The organism is Kitasatospora sp. MBT66, from assembly GCF_000710405.2.
Taxonomy (GTDB): domain Bacteria; phylum Actinomycetota; class Actinomycetes; order Streptomycetales; family Streptomycetaceae; genus Kitasatospora; species Kitasatospora purpeofusca.
Map to the genome: position 1 here is coordinate 680,263 of NZ_JAIY01000010.1, position 22,639 is coordinate 702,901.

Annotated in this window: 17 protein-coding genes; 7 read left to right on the forward strand and 10 right to left on the reverse strand. The window is 72.7% G+C overall.

The window, feature by feature from the left end; translation table 11 throughout:
• Positions 1 to 1,406 (reverse strand): ATP-binding protein (locus tag BI06_RS54795; RefSeq protein WP_158516466.1); only part of this gene is annotated, 1,406 nt, incomplete at its 3' end.
• 723 nt (positions 1,407 to 2,129) lie between these two features.
• Here BI06_RS54795 and BI06_RS27745 point away from each other — a divergent pair.
• From BI06_RS27745 to BI06_RS27765, 5 genes are all read left to right on the forward strand, one after another.
• Entirely contained in the window at positions 2,130 to 2,747 is a 618-nt protein-coding gene (locus BI06_RS27745; protein WP_051742222.1) for a response regulator transcription factor, read from the forward strand.
• A 302-nt stretch (positions 2,748 to 3,049) separates the two neighbouring features.
• The gene (locus BI06_RS27750) at positions 3,050 to 4,876 is read left to right on the forward strand and encodes a bifunctional UDP-sugar hydrolase/5'-nucleotidase (RefSeq protein WP_043472329.1); all 1,827 of its coding nucleotides are present in this window, start codon (positions 3,050 to 3,052) and stop codon (positions 4,874 to 4,876) included.
• Between the two features lie 121 nt (positions 4,877 to 4,997).
• Positions 4,998 to 5,438 carry a hypothetical protein gene (locus BI06_RS27755; RefSeq protein ID WP_030391380.1) on the forward strand — a complete coding sequence of 147 codons (441 nt, stop codon included), beginning with the start codon at positions 4,998 to 5,000 and terminating at the stop codon, positions 5,436 to 5,438.
• 382 nt (positions 5,439 to 5,820) lie between these two features.
• Positions 5,821 to 6,747: an NADP-dependent oxidoreductase gene (locus BI06_RS27760; protein WP_043472330.1), complete on the forward strand. Its 927-nt coding sequence runs from the start codon at positions 5,821 to 5,823 to the stop codon at positions 6,745 to 6,747.
• A gap of 44 nt (positions 6,748 to 6,791) precedes the next feature.
• Positions 6,792 to 7,724 (forward strand): AraC family transcriptional regulator, encoded by a 933-nt coding sequence (locus BI06_RS27765; protein WP_030391382.1) that lies wholly within the window; start codon positions 6,792 to 6,794, stop codon positions 7,722 to 7,724.
• A gap of 8 nt (positions 7,725 to 7,732) precedes the next feature.
• Here the strand turns inward: BI06_RS27765 and BI06_RS27770 are convergent, their stop codons facing one another.
• Both BI06_RS27770 and BI06_RS27775 read right to left on the reverse strand, forming a co-directional pair.
• A complete protein-coding gene (locus BI06_RS27770) occupies positions 7,733 to 8,692 on the reverse strand; it encodes an LLM class flavin-dependent oxidoreductase (RefSeq protein ID WP_043472332.1) in 960 nt (319 codons plus the stop codon).
• 91 nt (positions 8,693 to 8,783) lie between these two features.
• A complete protein-coding gene (locus BI06_RS27775) occupies positions 8,784 to 9,233 on the reverse strand; it encodes a MarR family winged helix-turn-helix transcriptional regulator (protein ID WP_043472334.1) in 450 nt (149 codons plus the stop codon).
• Positions 9,234 to 9,309: 76 nt separating this feature from the next.
• Here BI06_RS27775 and BI06_RS27780 point away from each other — a divergent pair, with 76 nt between their 5' ends.
• Positions 9,310 to 9,891: a Uma2 family endonuclease gene (locus BI06_RS27780; RefSeq protein ID WP_043472336.1), complete on the forward strand. Its 582-nt coding sequence runs from the start codon at positions 9,310 to 9,312 to the stop codon at positions 9,889 to 9,891.
• Here the strand turns inward: BI06_RS27780 and BI06_RS27785 are convergent.
• The 3 genes from BI06_RS27785 to BI06_RS27795 form a co-directional block, all read right to left on the reverse strand.
• Positions 9,888 to 10,742 carry an SAM-dependent methyltransferase gene (locus BI06_RS27785; protein WP_043472338.1) on the reverse strand — a complete coding sequence of 285 codons (855 nt, stop codon included), beginning with the start codon at positions 10,740 to 10,742 and terminating at the stop codon, positions 9,888 to 9,890. The genes BI06_RS27780 and BI06_RS27785 overlap by 4 nt on opposite strands.
• Positions 10,743 to 10,830: 88 nt before the next feature.
• Positions 10,831 to 12,288: an aldehyde dehydrogenase family protein gene (locus BI06_RS27790; RefSeq protein WP_043472340.1), complete on the reverse strand. Its 1,458-nt coding sequence runs from the start codon at positions 12,286 to 12,288 to the stop codon at positions 10,831 to 10,833.
• Positions 12,289 to 12,377: 89 nt separating this feature from the next.
• On the reverse strand, positions 12,378 to 13,244 hold the full coding sequence (locus BI06_RS27795) for a helix-turn-helix transcriptional regulator (RefSeq protein ID WP_043472342.1): 867 nt from the start codon (positions 13,242 to 13,244) through the stop codon (positions 12,378 to 12,380).
• Positions 13,245 to 13,577: 333 nt separating this feature from the next.
• On the opposite strand from BI06_RS27795, the gene BI06_RS27800 reads away from it, so the two are divergent.
• Positions 13,578 to 13,907 (forward strand): hypothetical protein, encoded by a 330-nt coding sequence (locus BI06_RS27800; protein ID WP_043472343.1) that lies wholly within the window; start codon positions 13,578 to 13,580, stop codon positions 13,905 to 13,907.
• Between the two features lie 145 nt (positions 13,908 to 14,052).
• Here the strand turns inward: BI06_RS27800 and BI06_RS27805 are convergent, their stop codons facing one another.
• The 4 genes from BI06_RS27805 to lgt form a co-directional block, all read right to left on the reverse strand.
• Entirely contained in the window at positions 14,053 to 15,513 is a 1,461-nt protein-coding gene (locus BI06_RS27805) for a glutamate synthase subunit beta (RefSeq protein WP_030391390.1), read from the reverse strand.
• On the reverse strand, positions 15,506 to 20,107 hold the full coding sequence (gene gltB, locus BI06_RS27810) for a glutamate synthase large subunit (protein ID WP_199523370.1): 4,602 nt from the start codon (positions 20,105 to 20,107) through the stop codon (positions 15,506 to 15,508). The genes BI06_RS27805 and gltB overlap by 8 nt, the downstream gene beginning before the upstream one ends.
• Positions 20,108 to 20,657: 550 nt before the next feature.
• The gene (locus BI06_RS27815; protein WP_078879573.1) at positions 20,658 to 21,416 is read right to left on the reverse strand and encodes a VIT1/CCC1 transporter family protein; all 759 of its coding nucleotides are present in this window, start codon (positions 21,414 to 21,416) and stop codon (positions 20,658 to 20,660) included.
• A gap of 136 nt (positions 21,417 to 21,552) precedes the next feature.
• Entirely contained in the window at positions 21,553 to 22,581 is a 1,029-nt protein-coding gene (gene lgt, locus BI06_RS27820; protein ID WP_030391393.1) for a prolipoprotein diacylglyceryl transferase, read from the reverse strand.
• Between the last annotated feature and the right edge of the window lie 58 nt (positions 22,582 to 22,639).

Genomic DNA, 22,639 nt, shown 5'->3' on the forward strand with positions numbered 1-22,639 from the left:
ACGGCGTCGGCGGGGCGGTCGGTGTCGGCGGCCCCGCGGGCGGCGCGGCGCAGGGTGTCGGCGGCCCAGTGGGGGGCGGGGGCGGGGGTGAGCAGGAGGTGGCCGGCGACGAGTTCGTCGGGGGCGCCGGCGTGGTGGAGGTGCTCGGCGGCGGCGAGGTGGACGTCGGCGCGGTGGCCGGGGGCGTGGCCGGTGAGGACGGCGTCGGCGAGCAGGGGGTGGGCGAAGCGGGGCCAGCGGCCGGCGTCGGAGGTGTCGAGGTGGTGGTGGGCGGTGAGGTCGGCGAGCCAGCCGGTGAGCCGGCCGGGGTCGGCGGCGGCGAGGTGGGCGAGCAGGGGGACGGGGTCCAGCGGCGGGGTGCCGGGGGTGGGGGCGGCGTCGGCGGCGGGGTGCTCGTGCATCCGGGCGAGGACCCGGGCGGCGGTGACGGCGCGTTCGCCGGCGCCGTGCAGCCAGGTCTCGACGGCTTCGGCGAAGGCGCCGCCGGGGAGGGCGCCGCACCGCTCGGGGAGGGCCGGCGGCAGCGTCCGGGCGGGCGGCAGTGTCCGGGCCGCTGTCGCGGGGGGCACGGCGGCCTCGTGGTTGCCACCCTCCGCGCTCTCCCCGTCCTCCGCACCGTCCCGACCATCGCCGCCGTCCGCACCCTCGCCGCCGCCGTCCGCCGCCGCGAGGTCGGCGAGCAGCGCGGTGAGCAGCAGCGGGTTTCCCCCGGTGGCGCGGGCGCAGTCGGCGGCCAGGCCGGGGGGCGTGCCGGGTCCGAGCCGCTGTCCGGCGAGCAGGACGGCCGCCGGGGTGTCGAGCGGGGCGAGCCGCAGGGTGGTGGCGAGCTCGGGCGGGAGGTCGCGGGCGAAGCGGTCGGTCCCGCCGGTGAGGGTGGCCTGCCGGCGTTCGGTGGCCACCAGCAGGGCGGGCAGCCGGTCGATCCGGCGGGCGACCTGGCGCAGCCAGCGGCGGGAGGGCTCGTCGGCGAGGTGGATGTCGTCGATCGCCAGCAGCAGCGGGTGGTGGGTGCCGTGCAGCCGGAGCAGGGACCAGAGGGTGGACTCGGCGGTGTCGGGCTCGATGCCGCCGGCGCCGGCCTCGGCGGGGCCCGCGGCCGCGGGCCGGGGGGCCCAGGCGGTGTGGACGTAGGGGCCGGCCGGGGTCGGGCCGGTGTCGAAGAGCTGGCGGGCGGCCGCGTAGGGGGTGGTGGCCTCCTCGGCGGAGCAGCGGGCGCGCAGCACGGTGGTGCCGTCGGCGGCGGCCCGGCGGGCGGCCTCGGCGAGGAGCGCGGTGCGGCCGGTGCCGACGGCGCCGGTGAGCAGCAGGACGTGGCCGGTGCCGCGGCGGGCGCCGGCGGCCCGGTCGGCGATCAGCCGCAGCTGCGGTTCGCGGTCCACGAGGCGGGTGGACGTGGCGGTGCTCATCCAGGTGCTCCTCTTTGCCCTTCCCGGGTCTTCGTCGGTGTCCGAACGGGCACTGCCTGTCGTTCTACCGGGAAAACGGCTTGACGTACTAACCACGCGTTACTGGCGAGTCAGGTTTCCGCGCCCGCGGACGGGGTTTCCCGCCCGGACCGCTGCGGGCCGGTCCGGGCCGCTCCGACCGCCCGATTCGACGGTTTCGCGGTGTTCCGGCGGCCCCTCGACCCACCTCTCCGAACTTCCAGACCACCTGGGGGGCCGAAAACGTTGCCTCCCCCGATCGGCGGGGACCGCTCGGCGGGCCCGATCTCGTGGTGGACCACGATGGCCGGGAGCCTGCCCGGGCGGGAAGCATGGTGGTTGATTCCGGGGCACGGGCAGCGCTCCCGGATCGCCGTCGAAACGGTCGGCCGACCCGGGTGGGGCGCCACGCCCTGACGTTCGGGGTCCGCCGGGTGGCCGGCCGGCTTCTCCAGGAGGGGGCCAGATTTGACTGTTCTGCACACCGAGTACGACCGCCGGGGCACGGCGGTGGGGTCGTCCGGGTCGGCGTCCGCCACCCGTACGGTCCCGCCGCAGCGCCCGACGGCGTCCCGCTCGGTCACCACGAACACCCATGCCGTCGGTACCGCCGCGGCAGCCGTCCACCCGCAGGCCGCCGTCGCCGTCCGCGGTGCGGCCGGGGCCGGGCGGGCGGTCGCCGCGGCGGCCGCCCGCAGCTCGACGGTGCCGGTCGCCGTCCAGGCCGCCGATCCGCTCTCCCGGGCGGGGGCGGAGGCGCAGCTGCGCCGCTTCCCCGGGGTGGCGGTGGTCGACCCGAGCGGTGCGGCCGGTCCGGGCACGGTCACCGTGCTGGTCGCCGAGTCCGCCGACGCGGCCGCGACGGCGGCCCTGCGCCGGCTGGTCCGCGGTGCCGGGCAGCGGGTGGTGCTGGTGGTCGAGCGGCTTCGCGAGACCGAGCTGATGGAGGCCGTCGAGTGCGGGGTGGCGGCGATCCTGTGGCGACGGGAGGCGACGCCGGAGCGGCTGGGCCGGGCGGTGCTGGCCGCGGCCCGGGGCGACGGCGACCTGCCGGCCGACCTCCAGGGGCGGCTGATCGCCCAGGTGGGGCGGCTGCAGCGGTCCGTCCAGGGCATGCCGGGCCAGGCTCCGACGGGTCTGTCGGAGCGTGAGTCGGACGTGCTGCGGCTGGTCGCCGAGGGCTGGGACACCGGGGAGATCGCGGCCCGGCTGTCGTACTCCGAGCGCACCGTGAAGAACGTGCTGCACGGTCTGACGACCCGGCTGCAACTGCGCAACCGGGCGCACGCGGTGGCCCACGCGGTGCGCGAGGGCTACATCTAGGCAGCCCACGCGGTACGCGAGGGCTGCATCCAGGCAGCCCACGCGGTGCTCCGCCAGGAGGACGGCGGTGCTCCGCCGCGGTCCGGGCGGGCGGGTGCGGTACCCGCCCGCCCGGGTCACGAACGAGTCGCCAAGATCTCACCTGTTGGAAAGGTCCGGGGACTATCCGCCGGAGGGGAGCGCACGGCAGACTTCTACGCGCGTACTTCTACGCGCGTCAACGCGCCTTCCCGCCGTCACCGGCGGCGATCCCGGCCGTCGTTGACGGTCCGTTGCCGCCGTCCCCACCGGGAGAGTCGTCCATGCCCCTGAACCGCCGTGACTTCGTCACCCGGTCCGCCGCCACCGCCGCCGGAGCCGCCCTCGTGAGCGGCGGCGCCCTCGCCGCCGCCTCGCCCGCGGCCGCGGCCGGACCGGACGAGGCCCGCGCCAAGGGCCGGACCAAGCGCCAGGCCTTCACCGTCATGGGCACCACCGACCTCCACGGCCGGGTGCTCAACTGGGACTACTTCACCGACGCCGTCTACGCCGACAAGGCGCACAACGAGGTCGGCCTCGCCAAGATCTCCACGCTGGCCAAGCAGGTCCGCGAGGAGAAGGGCTGGGACCGCTGCCTGCTCATCGACGCCGGCGACACCATCCAGGGCACCCAGCTGACCTACTACTACGCCCGGGTCGAGCCGATCGCCACCGAGGCCGACACCGCGCCCGAGCACCCGATGGCGCTCGCCATGAACACCATGGAGTACACCGCCGCCGCGCTCGGCAACCACGAGTTCAACTACGGCATCGACACCCTGCGCGCCTACGAGGAGCAGCTGGACTTCCCGCTGCTCGGCGCCAACGCGCTGAACGCCCGCAACGACAAGCCGGCCTTCCCGCCCTACGTCATCCGCAAGGTCAAGCTCGGCAGCGGCCCGGCCCTCAAGGTCGGCATCGTCGGCCTGACCAACCCGGGCATCGCGATCTGGGACAAGGCGAACGTCGCCGGAAAGATGACCTTCCCGGGCATCGTCGAGACGGCGAGGATCTGGGTGCCGAAGGTCAGGGCCGCCGGCGCGGACGTCGTCGTGATCGCCTGCCACTCCGGCATGGACGAGGCCACCTCCTACGGCGACCAGCTGCCCTGGGGCGAGAACGTCTCGGTCGCGCTGGCCGAGCAGGTGCCCGGCATCGACGCCGTCCTGGTGGGCCACGCCCACAAGGAGATCCCGCAGCGCCTGGTCGTCAACAAGGAGACCGGCAAGACCGTCGTGCTGTCCGAGCCGCTGTGCTGGGGCCAGCGGCTGACCTGCTTCGACTTCGAGGTCGAGCTCGACGGCGGCGCGTGGAAGGTCGTCTCGCTCTCCTCCCGGGTGCTGAACTCCAACACGGTCCCGGAGGACCCGGAGATCGTCGACCTGATGACCGAGCAGCACAAGAAGGTCGTCGAGTACGTCAACCAGGTCATCGGCACCGCCAAGGTCGCGCTGTCCATCGCCGACGCGCCGTTCAAGGACACCCCGATCATCGACCTCATCGGCCGGGTCCAGGCCGACGTGGTGCGCGCGGCGCTGGCCGGCGGCCAGTACGCCAAGCTGCCGGTGCTCGCCCAGGCCGCGCCGTTCAACCGCACCGCCGTGATCCCGGCCGGCCAGGTCAAGCTGCGCGACGCGGCCGGCCTGTACATCTACGAGAACACCCTGGAGGCCCGGATCCTGACGGGCGCCCAGATCAAGGACTACCTGGAGTTCTCGGCCAAGTACTACAACCAGCTCGCCCCGGGCGCGCCGGTCGACAAGGCCACCCTGACCAACGCCCAGAACACCCCGGACTACAACTACGACTCGGTGTACGGCGTTTCGTACGACATCGACATCGCCCAGCCGGTCGGCTCGCGGATCGTCAACCTCAGCTTCGAGGGCCGTCCGATCGACCCCACCGCCCAGTTCGTCCTCGCGGTGAACAACTACCGCGCCAACGGCGGCGGCAACTTCCCGCACGTCGCGGCCTCCCAGAAGGTGTGGGCCAACTCGGACGAGATCCGCAACGCGATGATCGCCTGGGTGAAGGCCAAGGGCGTCATCGACCCGGCCGACTTCGCCGCCGACTCCTGGCGCCTGGTCCGGGCCGGCCAGCCGGTCTTCTGACCGACCCGGTCCCACGGCCGGAACGCCCGACCGGCCCGCACGGCCGGAACAGCCCCCGGGGCCCGTACCCCGGGGGCTGTTCCCCCTCCCCCGCCCAACCCTCGCCGGTAGCCTGGCCCGTATGCGGACCACCATCGCCGCCTGGCCCCTGGACGCCCCGCCCCCGGCCGATGTGCCGACCGGGTTCCACATCCCCTGCGCCCGCGTCGGGCGGGACCTGCGCCACCTGCCGGCCGGCGCCCGACTGCCGGCCGGTGCCTGCTGGGAGCTCTCCGAGGAGCCCTGGTCCGGCTTCCTGCTCGGCCTCGGCAGCGCCCGAGGCCTGCGGTACACCCTCGAAGTGGACCCCTACCTGCCGCCCGGGCCGCTCACCGCGCTCGTCGCCGAACAGGTGCAGGACCACGTCACCGGCTACGAGTTCCTCCAGTGGCCGACCTGTCCCGGCCACGTCCACCTGCTGGTACCGGCCGCGGACCCGGACGACGGGGAGCGGGCCTGGTGGCACTGCCGGCGGTCCGGCCGGCCCCTCGTCCGCATCGGGGACCTGAGCGCCGACTCCTGAGCCGGACCGGCTCCGCCACCGCCTCCCGCTCGATCCGGGACGGCTCCGTCGTCCGGGCGGCCAGGGGCAGTTGGCGGGCCGGGTCGGCGGCAGCAGCCCGGTGTCGCCGTAGTGGCGGAGCTGTTCGACGCCCAGCCGGCAGAGCCGGGCGAAGCGCCCGACGGTGCGGAGCGTCCTGTTCGCGCACGCCGCCGCGGTGGACCCTCCCGCCGTGGGAGGGGCCACCGCGGGAGCCGTCCGAGGGACGGAACGCCAGGACGACCGGCCGGCGAGACGCTGGGACATCTTCCCGAGACCGCAGGATATTCAGCCGCGCGCCCGCCCTGCCTACCGTTGACCACGTCACCGAGAGCAGCACACCGCACCGACAAGGAGCAGTCCCATGCGCGCAGTTGTCCAGAAGTCCGTCGGCGGCCCCGAGGTCCTGGAGGTCGTCGAGACCGACCGGCCCGCCCCGCGCGGCGGCGAGGTGCTCGTCCGCGTCCACGCCAGCGGCGTCAACCCGGTGGACGTGGCGGTCCGTTCGGGCGCCTACCCGCTGCTCGGCGAGCCGCCCTTCGGCGTCGGCTGGGACATCTCGGGCGTCGTCGAGGTGGCCGGTCCGGGTGCCCGGTTCAAGGCCGGCGACGAGGTGTTCGGCCTGCCGTTCTTCCCCCGGGCCGCCACCGGCTACGCCGAGTACGTCGCGGTGCCGTCCCGCCAGGTGGCCCGCAAGCCCACCGCGCTGAACCACGTCGAGGCCGCCGCGCTGCCGCTGGCCGCGCTCACCGCCTGGCAGGGCCTGGTGGACGCGGCGGGCCTGTCCGAGGGGCAGCGGGTGCTGATCCACCGCGCGGCCGGCGGCGTCGGCCACCTCGCCGTCCAGATCGCCAAGGCCCGCGGCGCGTACGTGATCGCCCTGGCGAGCGAGCCCAAGCACGACTTCGTGCGCAGCCTGGGCGCGGACGAGGTGATCGACTACCGCACCGAGGGCTTCCTGTCGACGGTCGGCCAGGTGGACGTGGTGCTCGACTCCTCCTCGCAGGGCACCGCCTCGCTGGAGGTGCTGCGCGAGGGCGGCGTCCTGGTCTCGATCATGGAGCACTGGAACACCGCGCTGGCCGCCGAGGTCGAGGCCGCCGGCCGCCGGTTCGCCGGCATCTCGGTGGAGCCGGACTACGCCTCGCTGGAGGCGATCGCCGCACTGGTCGAGCAGGGCCGGATCCGGCCGCACATCGCCGAGACCTTCCCGCTGGAGGAGGCCGGCAAGGCGCACGAACTGATCGCCACCGGCCGCACCCAGGGCAAGATCGTCCTCACCGTCGCCTGAGCCGTAGGGTTCCGGTGGAACACGTACCGACCGGGGGAGGCGGCATGGACATCCTGACCGAGGCACTGGGTTCGATGCGGACGGGGCAGCCCGCCTCCGTCCGCACCGAGGGCCGGGCCCCGTGGGGACTGCGGCTGCCCCCGGTCGCCGGCGCCGGGTTCCACGTCGTCCTCTACGGGACCTGCTGGCTGGTGCCGCTGGAGGACGACACGGCCGAGCCGATCGCGCTCAGCCCGGGGGACGTGGTCTTCCTGCGGGACGGCCGGGGCCACGTCCTCGCCGACCGGCCGGACACCCCGGCCTTCCCCGAGCAGCCCTCGCAGTTCCGGCCGAGCCTGCCGATCGGCACCGTCACCGTCGGCGGGGACGGGCCGCGCACCAGCCTGCTGTGCGGCAACTACCACCTCGACCAGGCGCGCCCGCACCCGCTGGTGCGGCAACTGCCGGAGATCGTCCACCTGCAGACCCGGCACGGCCGCCACCCCGAGCTGAGCGCGGCCGTCCAACTCCTCGGCGCCGAACTGGAGAACCCGCGGATCGGCTCGGCCGGCATCGTCCCGGCGCTGATCGACTCACTGCTGCTGTACATCCTGCGGGCCTGGTTCGAGGAGCAGCCGCCCGCCACCGCCGCCGGCTGGGCGGCGGCGCTCGGCGACGCGGCGGTGGCACCGGCGCTCACCGCGATCCACGAGGCGCCGTCCACGCCGTGGACCGTGGAGTCGCTGGCCGGCCGGGCCGGCCTCTCCCGGGCGGCTTTCGCCCGCCGGTTCACCGCCCTGGTCGGCGAGCCCCCGATGGCGTACCTGACCCGCTGGCGGATGACCACGGCGGCCCGCCTGCTGCGCGAGTCCGAGGCCCCGCTCACCGCCGTCGCCGCGAAGACCGGCTACGGCTCGGAGTACGCCTTCGCCAAGGCCTTCAAGCGCGAGTTCGGCCTCGCCCCGGGCGGCTACCGCCGCGAGGCCCGCACGGCCTGAGAGCGGGCTCAGCCCTTCCCGCGCGCGTCCCCGACCGCTTCACCCGCTTCACCCGCTTCGCCCCCGACCGCCTCCCGGACCGCCGGGGCGACCTCCCGCGCCCACCGGCCGAGGGTGACCGGGTCCGGCGAACCGTGGTCGGCGGCGAAGAGGGTGAAGCCGGACGCGCCGTGCTCCAGCACCGCGCCGGTCAGCTCCTCCACCCACTGGCCCACCGAGCCGCCGAGCCACCTGCCGTCCGCGTCGCGGGTCGCGGCGAGCGGCCGGTCGGTGATCCGGCCGGGCAGGTTGTAGACGGTGCGGATCTCGCGCGGGTCGCGTCCGACGGCGGCGGCCGCCTCGTCGACGACCGGCCGCGAGGTGCGGTAGCGCTCGCTGAGCCAGTCCGCCGCGTGGCCGGGGATCCAGCCGTCGGCGACCCGGCCGGTGGCGGCCAGCGACTTGCGGCCGTTGGAACCCGTCCACACCGGCGGCGCGGCGACGGGCGCCGGCTCGATCTCCCGGACGCGGTAGTGCCGCCCCTCGTGGGTGACCGGCGGGCCGCCGCCCGACAGCCGCTTGACCAGCACGATCGCCTCCTCGAACGCCTCCACCGCCTCGCCCGGGGTGAGCCGTTCGACGCCCAGGTCGGTGATCCGGTCCCAGACCCCGCCGGCGCCGATCCCCAGCACCACGCGCCCGTCGGACAGCGCGGACAGCGAGGTGACGGTCCGCGCCAGCATCGGTGCGGGCCGGGTCGGCAGGTTGGTGACGTTGACGAAGCCGCTGATCCGCCCGGTCCGCCCGAGCAGGAAGCCGAGCGCGGCGTACGCGTCCACCCGCCCGCCGACGTACGGGTGGTCGGACAGCGAGAAGTGGTCCAGCCCGTCCCGGTCGGCCTGCTGGACGAGGTCCAGCAGGCCCGCCGCGTCGGCGAGGTCTCCCGGTGCGCCGAATCCGAAGACGACGCCCGCGTTCCCGATGCTCATCGTTCCCCCACATGCAAAAGGAGCTGAAGTTCGCGTCACGAACATATTAGTTCGTGACGCGAACTTCAACCCCCGCAAGCCCCAACGCCCGCTACTCCCCGAACACCAGGGGCACCTTGTTGTCCAGCACCACCCGGCCGAGCAGCCCGCCCAGCAGCTCCCGCTCCGCCCCGGAGAGCCCGGCGGGCAGCTCGTCGATCCGGCGACAGGTCTCCGCGTAGAAGCGCTCCGCCAGCACCGCCCCCTCCGCCGTCAGCAGCACCCACACGGCACGCGCGTCGCCCTTGCAACTCTCCCGCCGCACAAGCCCGTTGCGCTCACACCGGTCGACCAGACCGGTCAGGCTGGACTTGGCCAGCCGCAGCACACCGCCCAACTCCCCCATCACGTAGGACCGCCCCAGCAGCACACAGAGCAACTGCCCCTGCTGCGACGTCAACCCGAACTCCCGCGCCGAATCGGCATACACCGCGTCCACCAGGAACGCCGCCCGCACCAACGCCCCCACGACCCCGGTACCGCCACCCTCGCTCTTCGCCATCCGACCAGCCTAACAGCCGTAATTCGCACCACGAACTACTATCCGGAGACGCACCACCGGATGAGAGGATGGCCCCATGAGCGAGTTCCGGATCCCCGAACGGCAGGCCCAGTTGCTGGCCTACGCCCAGAGCCTGACCCCACCGTCGGGCTGGAAGATCGAGGTGTCGGGCGACGAGATCATCATGATGGCCGGGCCGTCGGTGATCCACCAGCGCAATCTGCTGCTCGTCCGCGAGCAGTTCGATGCCCGTCGCCCGAAAGACCTGATGCCCAGCGAGAACACCGATCTGAGCTCTCCGAACACGGGCAAGCTCCGCAATCCCGACCTGACCTACATCCCGCTCGCCACCGTCGAGCTCGGCGGCAACCAGGTTCCCGCAGAGCTGGCCGTGATCGCCGTCGAGATCGTCTCCCCTTCCAACCCGGAGAACGACCTGGTCGGCAAGGTCCGCGACTACCCGCAGATGGGGATCCCGCTCTACCTGGTGATCGACCCGCGCGAGGGCACCCTCACCCTGCACTCCGAGCCCGGCAACGGCGTCTACCACCGCCGGTGGACCGGGAAGTTCGGCGACGCCGTGCCGGTCCCGGAGCCGTTCGCCTTCGAGCTCGCGACCTCCGAGCTGCTCCGGTACCCGGCCGACCGGAACGGCTAGGGCTTCTCCGCCACGCCCGCCCAGATGCCGACCTGGGAGTCGGTGGGCTGCTCGGGGGTGTCGGGGCGCCAGAGGGGGGCGGTGACCAGGCCGGGGTCGGTGAGCTTCAGGCCCTCGAAGAAGCGCAGCACCTGTTCGCGCGAGCGCATGGTGAGCTGGGCGGAGGCGTTGCGGTAGACGGCCGGGCCGCGGCCGGCGTCGGCGGTGGGGGTGAAGTCCAGCGTGCCGTGGGAGAGGACGAGCCGACTGCCGGACGGCAGGGCGTCCACCAGGGTGCGCACGATGCCGTAGGGGTCGTCCTGCTCGTCGACGAAGTGCAGCACCGCGACCAGCAGCAGCCCGACCGGTTCGCCCGAGTCCAGTGCCTGCCGGACCTCCGGGGCGGCCAGGATCCCCGCCGGATCGCGCAGGTCGGCCTGGACCACCGCGGTGCTCTCCGGGGTGGTGCCGCTCAGCAGCGCACGGCCGTGCACCAGCACGATCGGGTCGTTGTCGAGGTACACCACCCGGGCGTCGGGCCGCACCCGCTGGGCGATCTCGTGGGTGTTCCCGCCGCTCGGGATGCCGGTGCCGATGTCGACGAACCGGCGGACGCCGTCCTCGGCGAGGTGCCGCACCGCGCGGCCGAGGAAGGCCCGGTTGGCGAGGGCGCTGATCCGCACCATCGGGCTGATCGCGAGCACCCGCTCCGCGGCCTCGCGGTCGGCCGGGAAGTTGTCCTTGCCGCCTATGTAGTAGTCGTACATCCGGGCGGGGTGCGGGACTTCGGGGCGCAGGTCGGCGGGCGGCCGCGCACCGCCCGCACCGTCACCGGTGAGCCACTCCCGGCCGATCTCCTGAAATCCGGTCACCCGGCCACCCCTTCGATCCGTCGAACATCTGCCACCGCGGGGGACCCGGCCGCCCCTCCAGCGGGGCCGGCCGGGTCCTCGGATCCGCTCAGAACGGGAAGCGGCTGCGCCCGTGCTGGATCGAGATCCACTTCACCGTGGTGAAGGCGTCCACCGTGGACTCGCCGTTCAGCCGGCCGACGCCCGAGCTCTTCTCCCCGCCGAACGGCACCACGGGCTCGTCCGCGATGGTCCCGTCGTTGACGTGGATCATGCCGGTCTCGATCCGCTGCGCGACCCGCACCCCGCGCTCGACGTCGGCCGTGTGCACCGCGCCGCTGAGCCCGAACGGCGTGTCGTTGGCGATCCGCACCGCCTCGTCCTCGCCGTCGAACTCGACCACCAGCACCACCGGCCCGAACAGCTCGCGCTGCAGGATCGGCGCGCCGGCCGGCAGGCCGCCGAGCACGACCGGGTCCATCAGGCTGCCGACGGTGGTGCCGCGCAGCAGCGCGGTGGCGCCGTCGGCGACGGCCTGGTCCACCTGCGCGGAGATGGCGTCTGCCTGGACCGGGTTGATCAGCGGGCCGATGTGGGTGGCCGGGTCCCTCGGGTCGCCGACCTTCAGGGTGGCGACCTTGGCGACGAACTTGCGGGTGAACTCCTCGGCGACGCTGCGGTCGACGAGCACCCGGTTGGCGGCCATGCAGACCTGGCCCTGGTGCACGAAGCGGCTGAACACGGCCGCGTCCACGGCGTAGTCCAGGTCGGCGTCGTCCAGCACGATCAGCGCGCTGTTGCCGCCGAGCTCCAGCACGGTCCGCTTGAAGTGGGAGGCGGCGACGGTGGCGACGTGCCGGCCGACCTTGTCGGAGCCGGTGAAGGAGATCACCTTGGCGAGCGGGTGCTCGATGAACGCGTCACCGATCTCGGCGATGTCGGTGATGACGACGTTCAGCAGGCCGGCCGGCAGGCCCGCCTCCTCGAAGATCTTGGCGATCAGGGTGCCGCCGACCACCGGGGTCTCCTGGTGCGGCTTGAGCACCACGCCGTTGCCGAGCGCCAGCGCCGGGGCGACGGCCTTCATCGACAGGAACAGCGGGAAGTTGAACGGGCTGATCACCCCGACGACGCCGACCGGCAGCCGGTAGAGCCGGTTCTCCTTGCCGTCCACCGGCGAGGGCAGCAGCCGCCCCTCGGCCCGCAGGGACAGCTGCATCGCCTCGCGCAGCATGTCCTTGGTGAGGGAGAGCTCGAACCAGGCCTTGACGGCGGTGCCGCCGAGCTCGGCCATGATGTCCCGGGTGATCTCCTGCTCGCGGTCCTCCAGGATCCGCAGCGCGCGCTCGAAGACCAGCCGCCGGGTGTAGGGGTTGGTGGCCGCCCACTCCTTCTGCGCCGTCGTCGCGGCCCGGTACGCCTGGTCGACCTCGTCGACGGTGGCCACGGTGATGCTCGCGAGCTTGTCCCCGGTGAAGGGGTCGACGTCGACGATGTCCCAGGAGCCGCTGCCCTCGCGCCACTCGCCGTCGATGTACTGCAGCGCCAACTCGGAAAGGTACGACATCCGATCCCTCTCATACCGTTCGGGAACGCCCGCGATGCTCCAACGGTCGTTCGCGATCAGAACTGATCGGGCCTCATCGTACTTACCTGCTACAGCTCCTGGCGTACGGAGCGGAGAACTTCTCGTGTCCGGTCAGGAGAAAGGCTGTCCGCCACCAGACCGTCCATCGCGCCCGCGTACTCGGCGACCTCGGCCGGCTTGTCGAGGTAGAGGGCCGTGGTGAACTGCTCCAGATAGACGATGTCCGGCAGTTCCTGCTCGTCGAAGGCCAGCACCGAGAACGCCCCGCCCTCCGCGCGCAGCCCGCCGAAGCCCAGCGGCATCACCTGGAGCACCACGTTGGGGAGTTCGGTCAGCTCCAGCAGGCGGTCGATCTGCGCCCGCATCAGCTCCGGACCGCCCCAGGGACGGCGCAGCGCGGCCTCGTCCAGCACCGCGACCAGCCGCGGCGCCCGCTCGGCGCCCAGCACCTGCTGCCGCTTGAGCCGCACCTCCACCCGCCGCTCGATCTCGGCCGCCTCGTGGACGTGACCGCCGTGGGTGATCACCGCCCGCGCGTAGTCGGCGGTCTGCAGCAGCCCGTGGACGAACTGGACCTCGTAGCTGCGGATCTCGGTGGCGGCCTCCTCCAGGCCCAGGTAGTTCTGGAACCAGCCCGGCAGGACGTCCCCGTACCCGTGCCACCAGGAGGTCGCGTTGGCCGCCCGGACCAGCCCGAGCACCGAGGCCCGCTCCGGCTCCGCGTCCACCCCGTACAGGGTCAGCAGATCGGCGACGTCGCGCTCCTTGAAGCCGACCCGGCCGAGCTCCATCCGGCTGATCTTCGACTCGGAGGCCCGGATCGAGTACCCGGCCTCCTCCCGGCTGACCCCGCGGGCCTCCCGGAGCCGCCGCAGTTGCGACCCCAGCAGCAGACGCCGCACCGTGGCACCGCCACCCGCCTGAGTCGCACTCATCGCCTCAACCTCCGCACGTCAGCAGCCCCCCGGCCGTGGCCGCAGTCTTCCACCAGGGACCGACGAACAACAGTCCTCGGAACGCCCTCATCGGGATCTTCCGCCCCCACGGGGCCGCCCGGACGAGCAGCGTCCGGATACGCGCGGTAGCCGAACCGTAGCTCCCCGGAACGCACTCTAGTCCCCCGCCGCCGCGATGCACATCCCCAACCCCCGCCACCACCCGTAGGTCGACCACAACTCGGCCGGAACCGACAACAGTTGACGGAACCCGCACGCGCGGCCGAACGTCCCCGACGTGGTGCTGAGACGCCTGCCCACCGCCGCACTCCGATGGACCTGGGGGCGGACTTCCCGGCCCCGCGCGGCCGCGGCACGGTCTCCTTCCCGGACGGAAGAACGCTGCCCCTGCCGCTGACGGACCCGCGCGCCCACTACGAGCAGTACCTCGCCCAACCGCGCGCCACCTGCACCTCGGAGCCCTGCAACACCCGGATCACCGTCACCGCCGTCCGGTCGGCGACCCACCCGCAGGTCACCAGTCGCGGGACGGCTACTGTCCCGGTCCGGCGGGACCCCCGATTCGCCTTCACCCGCCCCCTCGGCGACCGGGTGGTCCTCAACCTCGCCGGCCGCCCCGTCCACTTCCCGGCCGGCCCCTGAACCGCCCCCGGGTACGCGAACGGCGCCTGCCCCCAAACTGGTCGGGGATGTGGGCAGGCGCCAGGGACCGCGGTGGCCCGGCGACGCTGACGGGGTGCGGCTCGGTGCGACCCGGCGAGTGCAGCGCCGGGTTACCTGGACCGGATCAGACCACCAGAGGGCGGTCCGTCGGCCGGATCGGTGCGGGCAGCGGGGTCTTGCCGCCCAAGTAGGTGTCGACCGCCGCGGCGGCCGAGCGGCCCTCCGCGATGGCCCAGACGATCAGCGACTGGCCACGGCCGGCATCGCCGCAGACGTAGACGCCATCGACATTGGTGGCGAACTTCGCGTCCCGGGACACATTACCGCGTGCGTCGAGGTCCACGCCCAGCTGCTCGACCAGACCGTTCCGGACGTCCGTGCCGGTGAAGCCCATCGCCAGGGTAACCAGCTGCGCCGGGATCGCCCGCTCGCTGCCCGGCACCTGCTCGAACTTCCCGTCCTTGAACTCCACCTCGACGAGGTGCAGCTCCTGGACGTTGCCCTCCTCGTCGCCGCTGAAGTGGGTGGTGGAGACGGAGTAGATCCGCTCGCCGCCCTCCTCGTGCGCGGAGGTGACCTTGTAGGTCATCGGCATGGTCGGCCAGGGCTGGCCGGCCGGCCGCTCCTCGCCCGGTCGCGGCATGATCTCCAGCTGGGTGACCGAGGCCGCCCCCTGGCGGTGGGCGGTGCCGACGCAGTCCGCGCCGGTGTCGCCGCCGCCGATGACCACGACGTGCTTGCCCTTGGCGCTGATCGGCGGCTCGACGAAGTCGCCCTCCTGCACCTTGTTGGCCAGCGGCAGGTACTCCATCGCCTGGTGGACGCCCTTGAGCTCGCGCCCGGGCACCGGCAGGTCGCGGGCGGTGGTGGCGCCGGCCGCGACGACGACCGCGTCGAAGCGCTCGCGCAGCTGCTGCCCGGTGATGTCCTCGCCCACGTGCACACCGGTGCGGAACCGGGTGCCCTCCGCGCGCATCTGCTCGACGCGGCGGTTGATGTGGCGCTTCTCCATCTTGAACTCGGGGATGCCGTACCGCAGCAGGCCGCCGATCCGGTCGGCCCGCTCGTACACCACCACGGTGTGCCCGGCCCGGGTGAGCTGCTGGGCGACGGCCAGGCCGGCCGGCCCGGAGCCGACCACGGCGACCGTCTTGCCGGACAGCCGCTCCGGCACCTGCGGGGTGACCCCGCCGCGGTCCCAGGCCTTGTCGATGATGGTGACCTCGACGTTCTTGATGGTCACCGCGTCCTGGTTGATGCCGAGCACGCAGGCCGACTCGCAGGGAGCCGGGCAGAGCCGCCCGGTGAACTCCGGGAAGTTGTTGGTCGCGTGCAGCCGCTCGATCGCGCCGGACCAGTCGTCCCGGTAGGCGAGGTCGTTCCACTCGGGGATGAGGTTCCCGAGCGGGCAGCCGTTGTGGCAGAACGGGATGCCGCAGTCCATGCAGCGGCCGGCCTGCTTGGTGATGATCGGCAGCAGGCTGCGCTCGACGTAGACCTCGTTCCAGTCCCGGATGCGCACGTCCACGGGACGCCGCTCGGCGAGCTGCTTGGGCGTGGTCAGGAAGCCCTTGGGGTCAGCCACGTGCCGCCTCCATCATCTTGCGAGTGGTCTCGGCCTCGGAGAGGCCATCGCGCTCAGCGGCGTCCTTGGCGGCGAGCACTGCCTTGTAGTCGGTCGGCATGATCGTGGAGAAGCGGGAGACCCCGCTGCCCCAGTCCGCCAGGAGCTCGGCCGCGACCGTGGAGCCGGTCTCCTCGTAGTGCTGCTGCACGGTCTCGCGCAGCCATTCGCGGTCGGCGGCACCGGGGGCCTCGATGCCCACCATGCCGCTGTTGACGTTCGCCGGGCGCAGGTCCAGCACGTAGGCGACACCGCCGGACATGCCGGCCGCCAGGTTGCGCCCGGTCTCGCCGAGGATGACGACCCGGCCGCCGGTCATGTACTCCAGCGCGTGGTCGCCCACGCCCTCGACGACCAGGGTGGCACCCGAGTTGCGGACGGCGAACCGCTCGCCGGCCTTGCCGCGCAGGTGGATCCGGCCGCTGGTGGCGCCGTAGCCGATGGTGTTGCCGGCGATGACGTGGTTCTGCGCGTCGTTGCCGATGGCCGCCGCGTCGCGGGCCGGGCGGACCACCAGCACACCGCCGGACAGGCCCTTGCCGACGTAGTCGTTGGCGTCGCCCTCCAGCCGCAGCGTCACGCCGCGCGGCACGAAGGCGCCGAAGGACTGGCCGGCCGAGCCGGTGAAGGTGACGTCGATGGTGCCCTCGGGCAGGCCCTCGCCGCGGTACCGCTTGGTCACGTGGTGGCCGAGCATGGTGCCGACGGTCCGGTTGACGTTGCGGATCGGCAGCTGGATGCGGACGGCGTCGCCGTTCTCCAGGGCGTCCTGGGCCAGGTCGATCAGCTGGTTGTCCAGGGCCTTGTCCAGCGAGTGGTCCTGCGTGGTGGTGCGGTGCAGGGACGCGCCCTCGGGCAGCTCGGGCACGTGGAACAGCGGGGCCAGGTCGAGCCCGGCGGCCTTCCAGTGGTCGACCGCGGCCTCGGCGTCGATGTGCTCGGCGTGGCCGACGGCCTCCTCGATCGAGCGGAAGCCCAGCTCGGCCAGGATCTCCCGGACCTCCTCGGCGATGAACTCGAAGAAGTTGACCACGAACTCCGGCTTGCCGGAGAAGCGCTCGCGCAGCACCGGGTTCTGGGTGGCGACGCCGACCGGGCAGGTGTCCAGGTGGCAGACGCGCATCATGATGCAGCCGGAGACCACCAGCGGGGCGGTCGCGAAGCCGAACTCCTCGGCGCCCAGCAGCGCGGCGATCACCACGTCGCGGCCGGTCTTCAGCTGGCCGTCGGTCTGCACCACGATCCGGTCGCGCAGGCCGTTCAGCAGCAGGGTCTGCTGGGTCTCGGCGAGGCCGAGCTCCCAGGGGCCGCCCGCGTGCTTGAGCGAGGTGAGCGGCGAGGCGCCGGTGCCGCCGTCGTGGCCGGAGACCAGCACGACGTCCGCGTGCGCCTTGGAGACGCCGGCCGCGACCGTGCCGACGCCGACCTCGGAGACCAGCTTCACGTGGATGCGGGCCTCGGGGTTGGCGTTCTTGAGGTCGTGGATCAGCTGCGCCAGGTCCTCGATCGAGTAGATGTCGTGGTGCGGCGGCGGCGAGATCAGACCGACACCCGGGGTGGAGTGCCGGGTCTTGGCGACCCACGGGTAGACCTTGTGGCCGGGCAGCTGGCCGCCCTCGCCGGGCTTGGCGCCCTGGGCCATCTTGATCTGGATGTCGTCGGCGTTGACCAGGTACTCGGAGGTGACGCCGAAGCGGCCGGAGGCGACCTGCTTGATCGCCGAGCGGCGCTCCGGGTCGTACAGGCGGTCCGGGTCCTCGCCGCCCTCACCGGTGTTGGACTTGGCGCCGAGGCGGTTCATCGCGATCGCCAGCGTCTCGTGCGCCTCGAGGGAGATCGAGCCGTACGACATGGCGCCGGTGGAGAACCGCTTGACGATCTCGGAGACCGGCTCGACCTCCTCGACCGGCACCGGGGTGCGGCCGAGTCCGTCCAGCTTGAACAGGCCGCGCAGCGTCATCAGCCGCTCGGACTGCTCGTTCACCCGGTCCGTGTACTGCTTGAAGATGTCGTACCGGCGGTTGCGGGTGGAGTGCTGCAGCCGGAAGACGGTGTCCGGGTCGAACAGGTGCGGCTCGCCCTCGCGGCGCCACTGGTACTCGCCGCCGATGTCCAGGGCGCGGTGCGCGGCCGGGATGCCGGAGGCCGGGTACGCCTTGGCGTGCCGGGCGGCGGTCTCCTTGGCGACCTCGTCCAGGCCGATGCCGCCGAGCTTGCTGGTGGTACCGGCGAAGTAGGCGTCGACCAGCTCCTGGGCGAGGCCGATGGCCTCGAAGACCTGCGCGCCGCGGTAGGAGGCGACGGTGGAGATGCCCATCTTGGACATCACCTTGAGCACGCCCTTGCCGAGCGCCTTGATCAGGTTCTTGATCGCCTTCTCGGCCTCGACACCGGTCAGGAAGGTGCCCTGGGCGACGAGGTCCTCGACCGACTCCATGGCCAGGTACGGGTTGACCGCGCCGGCGCCGTAGCCGATCAGCAGCGCGACGTGGTGCACCTCGCGCACGTCGCCGGCCTCGACCAGCAGCGACACCCGGGTGCGCTGCTTGGTGCGGATCAGGTGGTGGTGGATCGCCGAGGTGAGCAGCAGCGAGGGGATCGGGGCGTGCTCGGCGTCGGAGTGCCGGTCGGAGAGCACGATGATCCGGGCGCCGTCGGCGATCGCGGCGTCCGCCTCGGCGGCGATGGCGGCGAGCCGGGCGGCCAGGCCCTCGCCGCCGGTGGCGACCCGGTACAGGCCGGACAGCGTGACGGCCTTGAGGCCGGGCTGGTCGCCGTCCGCGTTGATGTGGACCAGCTTGGCCAGCTCGTCGTTGTCGATCACCGGGAAGGTGATGCCGACCGAGCGGCAGGACGCGGCCTCGGCGGCCAGCAGGTTGCCCTCGGGGCCGAGGTTGGACAGCAGCGAGGTGACGAGCTCCTCGCGGATGGCGTCCAGCGGCGGGTTGGTGACCTGCGCGAAGAGCTGCACGAAGTAGTCGAACAGCAGTCGCGGCTTCTCGCTCAGCGCGGCGATCGGCGAGTCGGTGCCCATCGAGCCGAGCGCCTCGGCGCCGGTCTTCGCCATCGGCGCCAGGACGACCCGCAGCTCCTCCTCGGTGTAGCCGAAGGTCTGCTGGCGGCGGGTGACGGAGGCGTGGGTGTGCGCGATGTGCTCGCGCTCGGGGAGCCTGGTGAGCTCGATCTGCCCGCCCTCGACCCACTCCGCGTAGGGGTGCTCGGCGGCCAGCGCCGACTTGATCTCCTCGTCCTCGACGATCCGGTGCTCGGCGGTGTCGATGAGGAACATCCGGCCGGGCTGCAGCCGGCCCTTCTTGACCACCCGGGTCTGCTCGATGTCGAGCACGCCGACCTCGGAGGAGAGGACGACCAGGCCGTCCTCGGTGATCCAGTAGCGGGCGGGGCGCAGGCCGTTGCGGTCCAGCACGGCGCCGATCCGGGTGCCGTCGGTGAAGGTGACGCAGGCCGGGCCGTCCCAGGGCTCCATCAGGTTGGAGTGGTACTGGTAGAAGGCGCGGCGGGCCGGGTCCATCGTGACGTGGTTCTCCCACGCCTCGGGGATCATCATCAGCACCGCGTGCGGCAGCGAGCGGCCGCCGAGGTGGAGCAGCTCCAGGACCTCGTCGAAGGAGGCCGAGTCGGAGTGGTCCGGGGTGCAGATCGGGAAGATCCGCTCCAGGCCCTGGCCGTTGCGGTTGGCCGGGATCAGGTCGGTGACGAGCTGGGACTCCCGGGCGGTCATCCAGTTCCGGTTGCCCTTGACCGTGTTGATCTCGCCGTTGTGCGCGACGAAGCGGTACGGGTGGGCGAGCGGCCAGCTCGGGAAGGTGTTGGTGGAGAAGCGCGAGTGCACCAGGCCGAGCGCGGAGGCGTAGAGCCGGTCCGACAGGTCGGGGAAGAAGGGCTCCAGCTGGCCGGTGGTCAGCATGCCCTTGTAGACGATGGTGCGCGCGGACAGCGACGGGAAGTAGACCCCGGCCTCGCGCTCGGAGCGCTTGCGGACCACGAAGGCGACCCGGTCGAGCTCGATGCCGCTCCGGTCCGCGCCGGCGAGGAACAGCTGGCGGAACCGGGGCATGACGCCGCGGGCGGTGGCGCCCAGCAGGTCCGGGGTGACCGGGACGTCGCGCCAGCCGAGGACGGTCAGGTCCTCCTCGGCCGCGATGGCCTCGATCCGCGCGACGGCGGCGGCGTCCTGGTCGTCGGCGTCGGGCAGGAAGGCGATGCCGACCGCGTAGGAGCCGGCGGCCGGGAGTTCGAAGTCGACCTTGGCGCGCAGGAAGGCGTCGGGGACCTGGGTGAGGATGCCGGCGCCGTCACCGGAGTCCGGCTCGGCGCCGGTGGCGCCGCGGTGCTCCAGGTTGCGCAGCACGGTCAGTGCCTGCTCGACGACGGTGTGGTCGGCGATGCCGGTCAGCGTGGCGACGAATCCGACGCCACAGGCGTCGTGCTCGTTTCGCGGGTCGTACAGGCCCTGAGCAGCAGGTCGCGCATCCGGAACGAGCGCGTACGGCGGGCGGGCGGCGCCGGCCTGGGGCTCGTTGGCGGAGTGCATGGATGCAGACAGCATCGGCTCTCCCGTCGTCGTCTTTGGAGGCTGGTGCAGTAGGGACGACGTTGGCCCTGATGCGATTTCGTGCAAGTTACATGATGCCGAACATCCCGGGAAGCGGGATACCTCGTCCACATCGCGGGACGGATCCGCAGGTCACGGGTGCTGCGGGAGGGCGTGCCGCGCCGCACGCCCTGACGATTGTGCCCGGCCGTCGACCGCCTGAAACAGGGGCGACATCCGCCCGCCACGGGCGTTGACCAGGGGTGCCTGCGAATCCATTCCCACACTCGATCGGCAGATGCGATTCCTCGGCCCGATCGGCTCGAATACTGAGACAAGCCAGGCGGAGCCGGAGCCCCATGTGCGCAATGTCACCCAGGGGTATGCATAACCATGCAACAGCACAGCGTGCCGTCCCCCCGCCGACCGGACCCGCTCCCCGACCCTCGGCCCCCGCCCCCGGCCCCCCGGCGCGCGCCTCCGCAGGTCCGGACCGGGACTTTGCAAAGTCCCGGCAGACTTTGCAAAGTGCACTTTGCAAAGTGCGGCCCTAGCCGATCTGCCCGCCGATCAGCCACCCCAGCAGATACGTCACCCCGGCCGCCACCCCGCCCAGCAGCAGCTGCCGCAGCCCGCTGAACCACCAGCTGCGCGCGGTCACCCGCGCCACCACCGCGCCGCAGGCGAACAGCCCGGCCGCGGAGAGCAGCAGCGCCGGCACCAGCGAGGTCGCGCCCAGCAGGTACGGCAGCAGCGGGAGCAGCGCGCCCACCGCGAAGCAGACGAAGGAGGACCCGGCCGCCACCCAGGGCGAGGGCAGGTCGTTGGGGTCGACGCCCAGTTCCTCCCGGGCGTGCACCTCCAGCGTCCGGTCCGGGTCGGCGGACAGCTGCCGCGCCACCTCGTGGGCGAGCTCCGGTTCCACTCCGCGGTCGACGTACACCTGGGCCAGCTCGGCCAGCTCGCCGTGCGGGTTGCGGCTCAGCTCCAGCCGCTCCGCCTCGATCTCGGCCTGTACCAGCTCCCGCTGGGAGGCCACCGAGGTGTACTCCCCCGCCGCCATCGAGCAGGCGCCGGCGGCCAGCCCGGCCAGGCCGGTGAGCACCACCGTGCTGCTGGAGACGGCGCCGCCGACGACGCCGGTCATCAGCGCGAAGTTGGAGACCAGTCCGTCCATCGCGCCGAACACCGCCGGCCGCAGCCAGCCGCCGTTGACGTCCCGGTGGTGCCCCGCCGCGGGTATCCGCGGGTGCTGCCCGGCCTCGTGCTCCAGGATGGTCGCGGTCACGACTCTTCCCCCTCCGTCCATTGGTCCGATCGCCTTACTTACTGACCGTAGCCCTGTTGACCTGGGCATTTCCAGCAAAGTAAGGCTGTCCGAACATGACGGCGGCCGCCCTCCGCACAGGGTGCGGAGGGCGGCCGGGGGCCTGGATCGGCGCAGCTCAGGCGGGGTTCCCGGCGTCCTTCTTCTCCAACTTGTCGAGCTTCTCGGCGAGGGCGTCCTGGGCCTTCCCGCCCGACTTCCGCTCCGACTCCCCGTCCGGCTTCCCGCCCGACGCGTCGCCCGGCTTCTCGTCCGACGTGCCACCCGGCTCGTCGGCGGTCCGGTCGGCCGGCGCGGCCACCGCCCGGTCCTCCGCCGCCGCCATCGGGTCGATGCTCGCCGGGTCCTCGCGGCCGGGGTGCTTCTTCCCGACGATCACGAGGTACGCGACGGCGCCGAGGAAGACGAAGATCGCCACCCAGTCGTTCAGCCGCAGGCCGAAGATGTGGTGCGCGTCGTCGATGCGCAGCCACTCGGTCCAGAACCGGCCCACCGTGTACGCGGCCACGTACAGCGCGAAGGCCCGGCCGTGGCCCAGGGTGAAGCGCTTGTCCGCCCAGATCACCAGCGCCGCGACGCCCACGCACCAGAGCGACTCGTAGAGGAAGGTCGGGTGGTAGATCCCGGTGACGACCTCACCGCTCGGCAGCGTCTTCTTGATCTCCAGGCCCCACGGCAGGGTGGTCTCGCGGCCGTAGAGCTCCTGGTTGAACCAGTTGCCCCAGCGGCCCAGCGCCTGGGCGAGCGCGATGCCGGGGGCGATCGCGTCGGCGTAGGCGGGCAGCGGCACGCCCCGGCGGCGGGCGCCGATCCAGGCGCCGACCGCGCCCAGCGCGATCGCGCCCCAGATGCCGAGGCCGCCCTCCCAGATCTTGAAGGCGTTCCAGGGGTTCTTGCCCTCGGCGAAGTACAGCTGGTGGTCGGTGATCACGTGGTAGAGCCGGCCGCCGACCAGGCCGAACGGCACAGCCCAGACGGCGATGTCGCCGACCGTGTGCTTGCCACCACCGCGGGCGACCCAGCGCTTGCTGCCGAGCCAGACGGCGACGACGACACCGAGGATGATGCAGAAGGCGTAGGCGCGCAGCGGGACGGGTCCGATTTCCAGGACGCCCCGCGACGGGCTGGGAATGTAGGCGATATCCATGGCAGCTCCGACGCTACAGGGTCGACGGCCCGTCCAGGACACCCCGGCGGGTCACAGT

Excerpts from the sequence above, each read along its gene's own strand:
- BI06_RS27750 (WP_043472329.1), top strand. The coding sequence starts at position 3,050 with ATGCCCCTGAACCGCCGTGACTTCGTCACCCGGTCCGCCGCCACCGCC.
- BI06_RS27755 (WP_030391380.1), top strand. The coding sequence starts at position 4,998 with ATGCGGACCACCATCGCCGCCTGGCCCCTGGACGCCCCGCCCCCGGCC.
- BI06_RS27760 (WP_043472330.1), top strand. The coding sequence starts at position 5,821 with ATGCGCGCAGTTGTCCAGAAGTCCGTCGGCGGCCCCGAGGTCCTGGAG.
- BI06_RS27765 (WP_030391382.1), top strand. The coding sequence starts at position 6,792 with ATGGACATCCTGACCGAGGCACTGGGTTCGATGCGGACGGGGCAGCCC.
- BI06_RS27770 (WP_043472332.1), bottom strand. The coding sequence starts at position 8,692 with ATGAGCATCGGGAACGCGGGCGTCGTCTTCGGATTCGGCGCACCGGGA.
- BI06_RS27775 (WP_043472334.1), bottom strand. The coding sequence starts at position 9,233 with ATGGCGAAGAGCGAGGGTGGCGGTACCGGGGTCGTGGGGGCGTTGGTG.
- BI06_RS27780 (WP_043472336.1), top strand. The coding sequence starts at position 9,310 with ATGAGCGAGTTCCGGATCCCCGAACGGCAGGCCCAGTTGCTGGCCTAC.
- BI06_RS27790 (WP_043472340.1), bottom strand. The coding sequence starts at position 12,288 with ATGTCGTACCTTTCCGAGTTGGCGCTGCAGTACATCGACGGCGAGTGG.
- BI06_RS27795 (WP_043472342.1), bottom strand. The coding sequence starts at position 13,244 with ATGAGTGCGACTCAGGCGGGTGGCGGTGCCACGGTGCGGCGTCTGCTG.
- BI06_RS27800 (WP_043472343.1), top strand. The coding sequence starts at position 13,578 with ATGGACCTGGGGGCGGACTTCCCGGCCCCGCGCGGCCGCGGCACGGTC.
- gltB (WP_199523370.1), bottom strand. The coding sequence starts at position 20,107 with ATGCACTCCGCCAACGAGCCCCAGGCCGGCGCCGCCCGCCCGCCGTAC.
- BI06_RS27815 (WP_078879573.1), bottom strand. The coding sequence starts at position 21,416 with ATGGACGGAGGGGGAAGAGTCGTGACCGCGACCATCCTGGAGCACGAG.
- lgt (WP_030391393.1), bottom strand. The coding sequence starts at position 22,581 with ATGGATATCGCCTACATTCCCAGCCCGTCGCGGGGCGTCCTGGAAATC.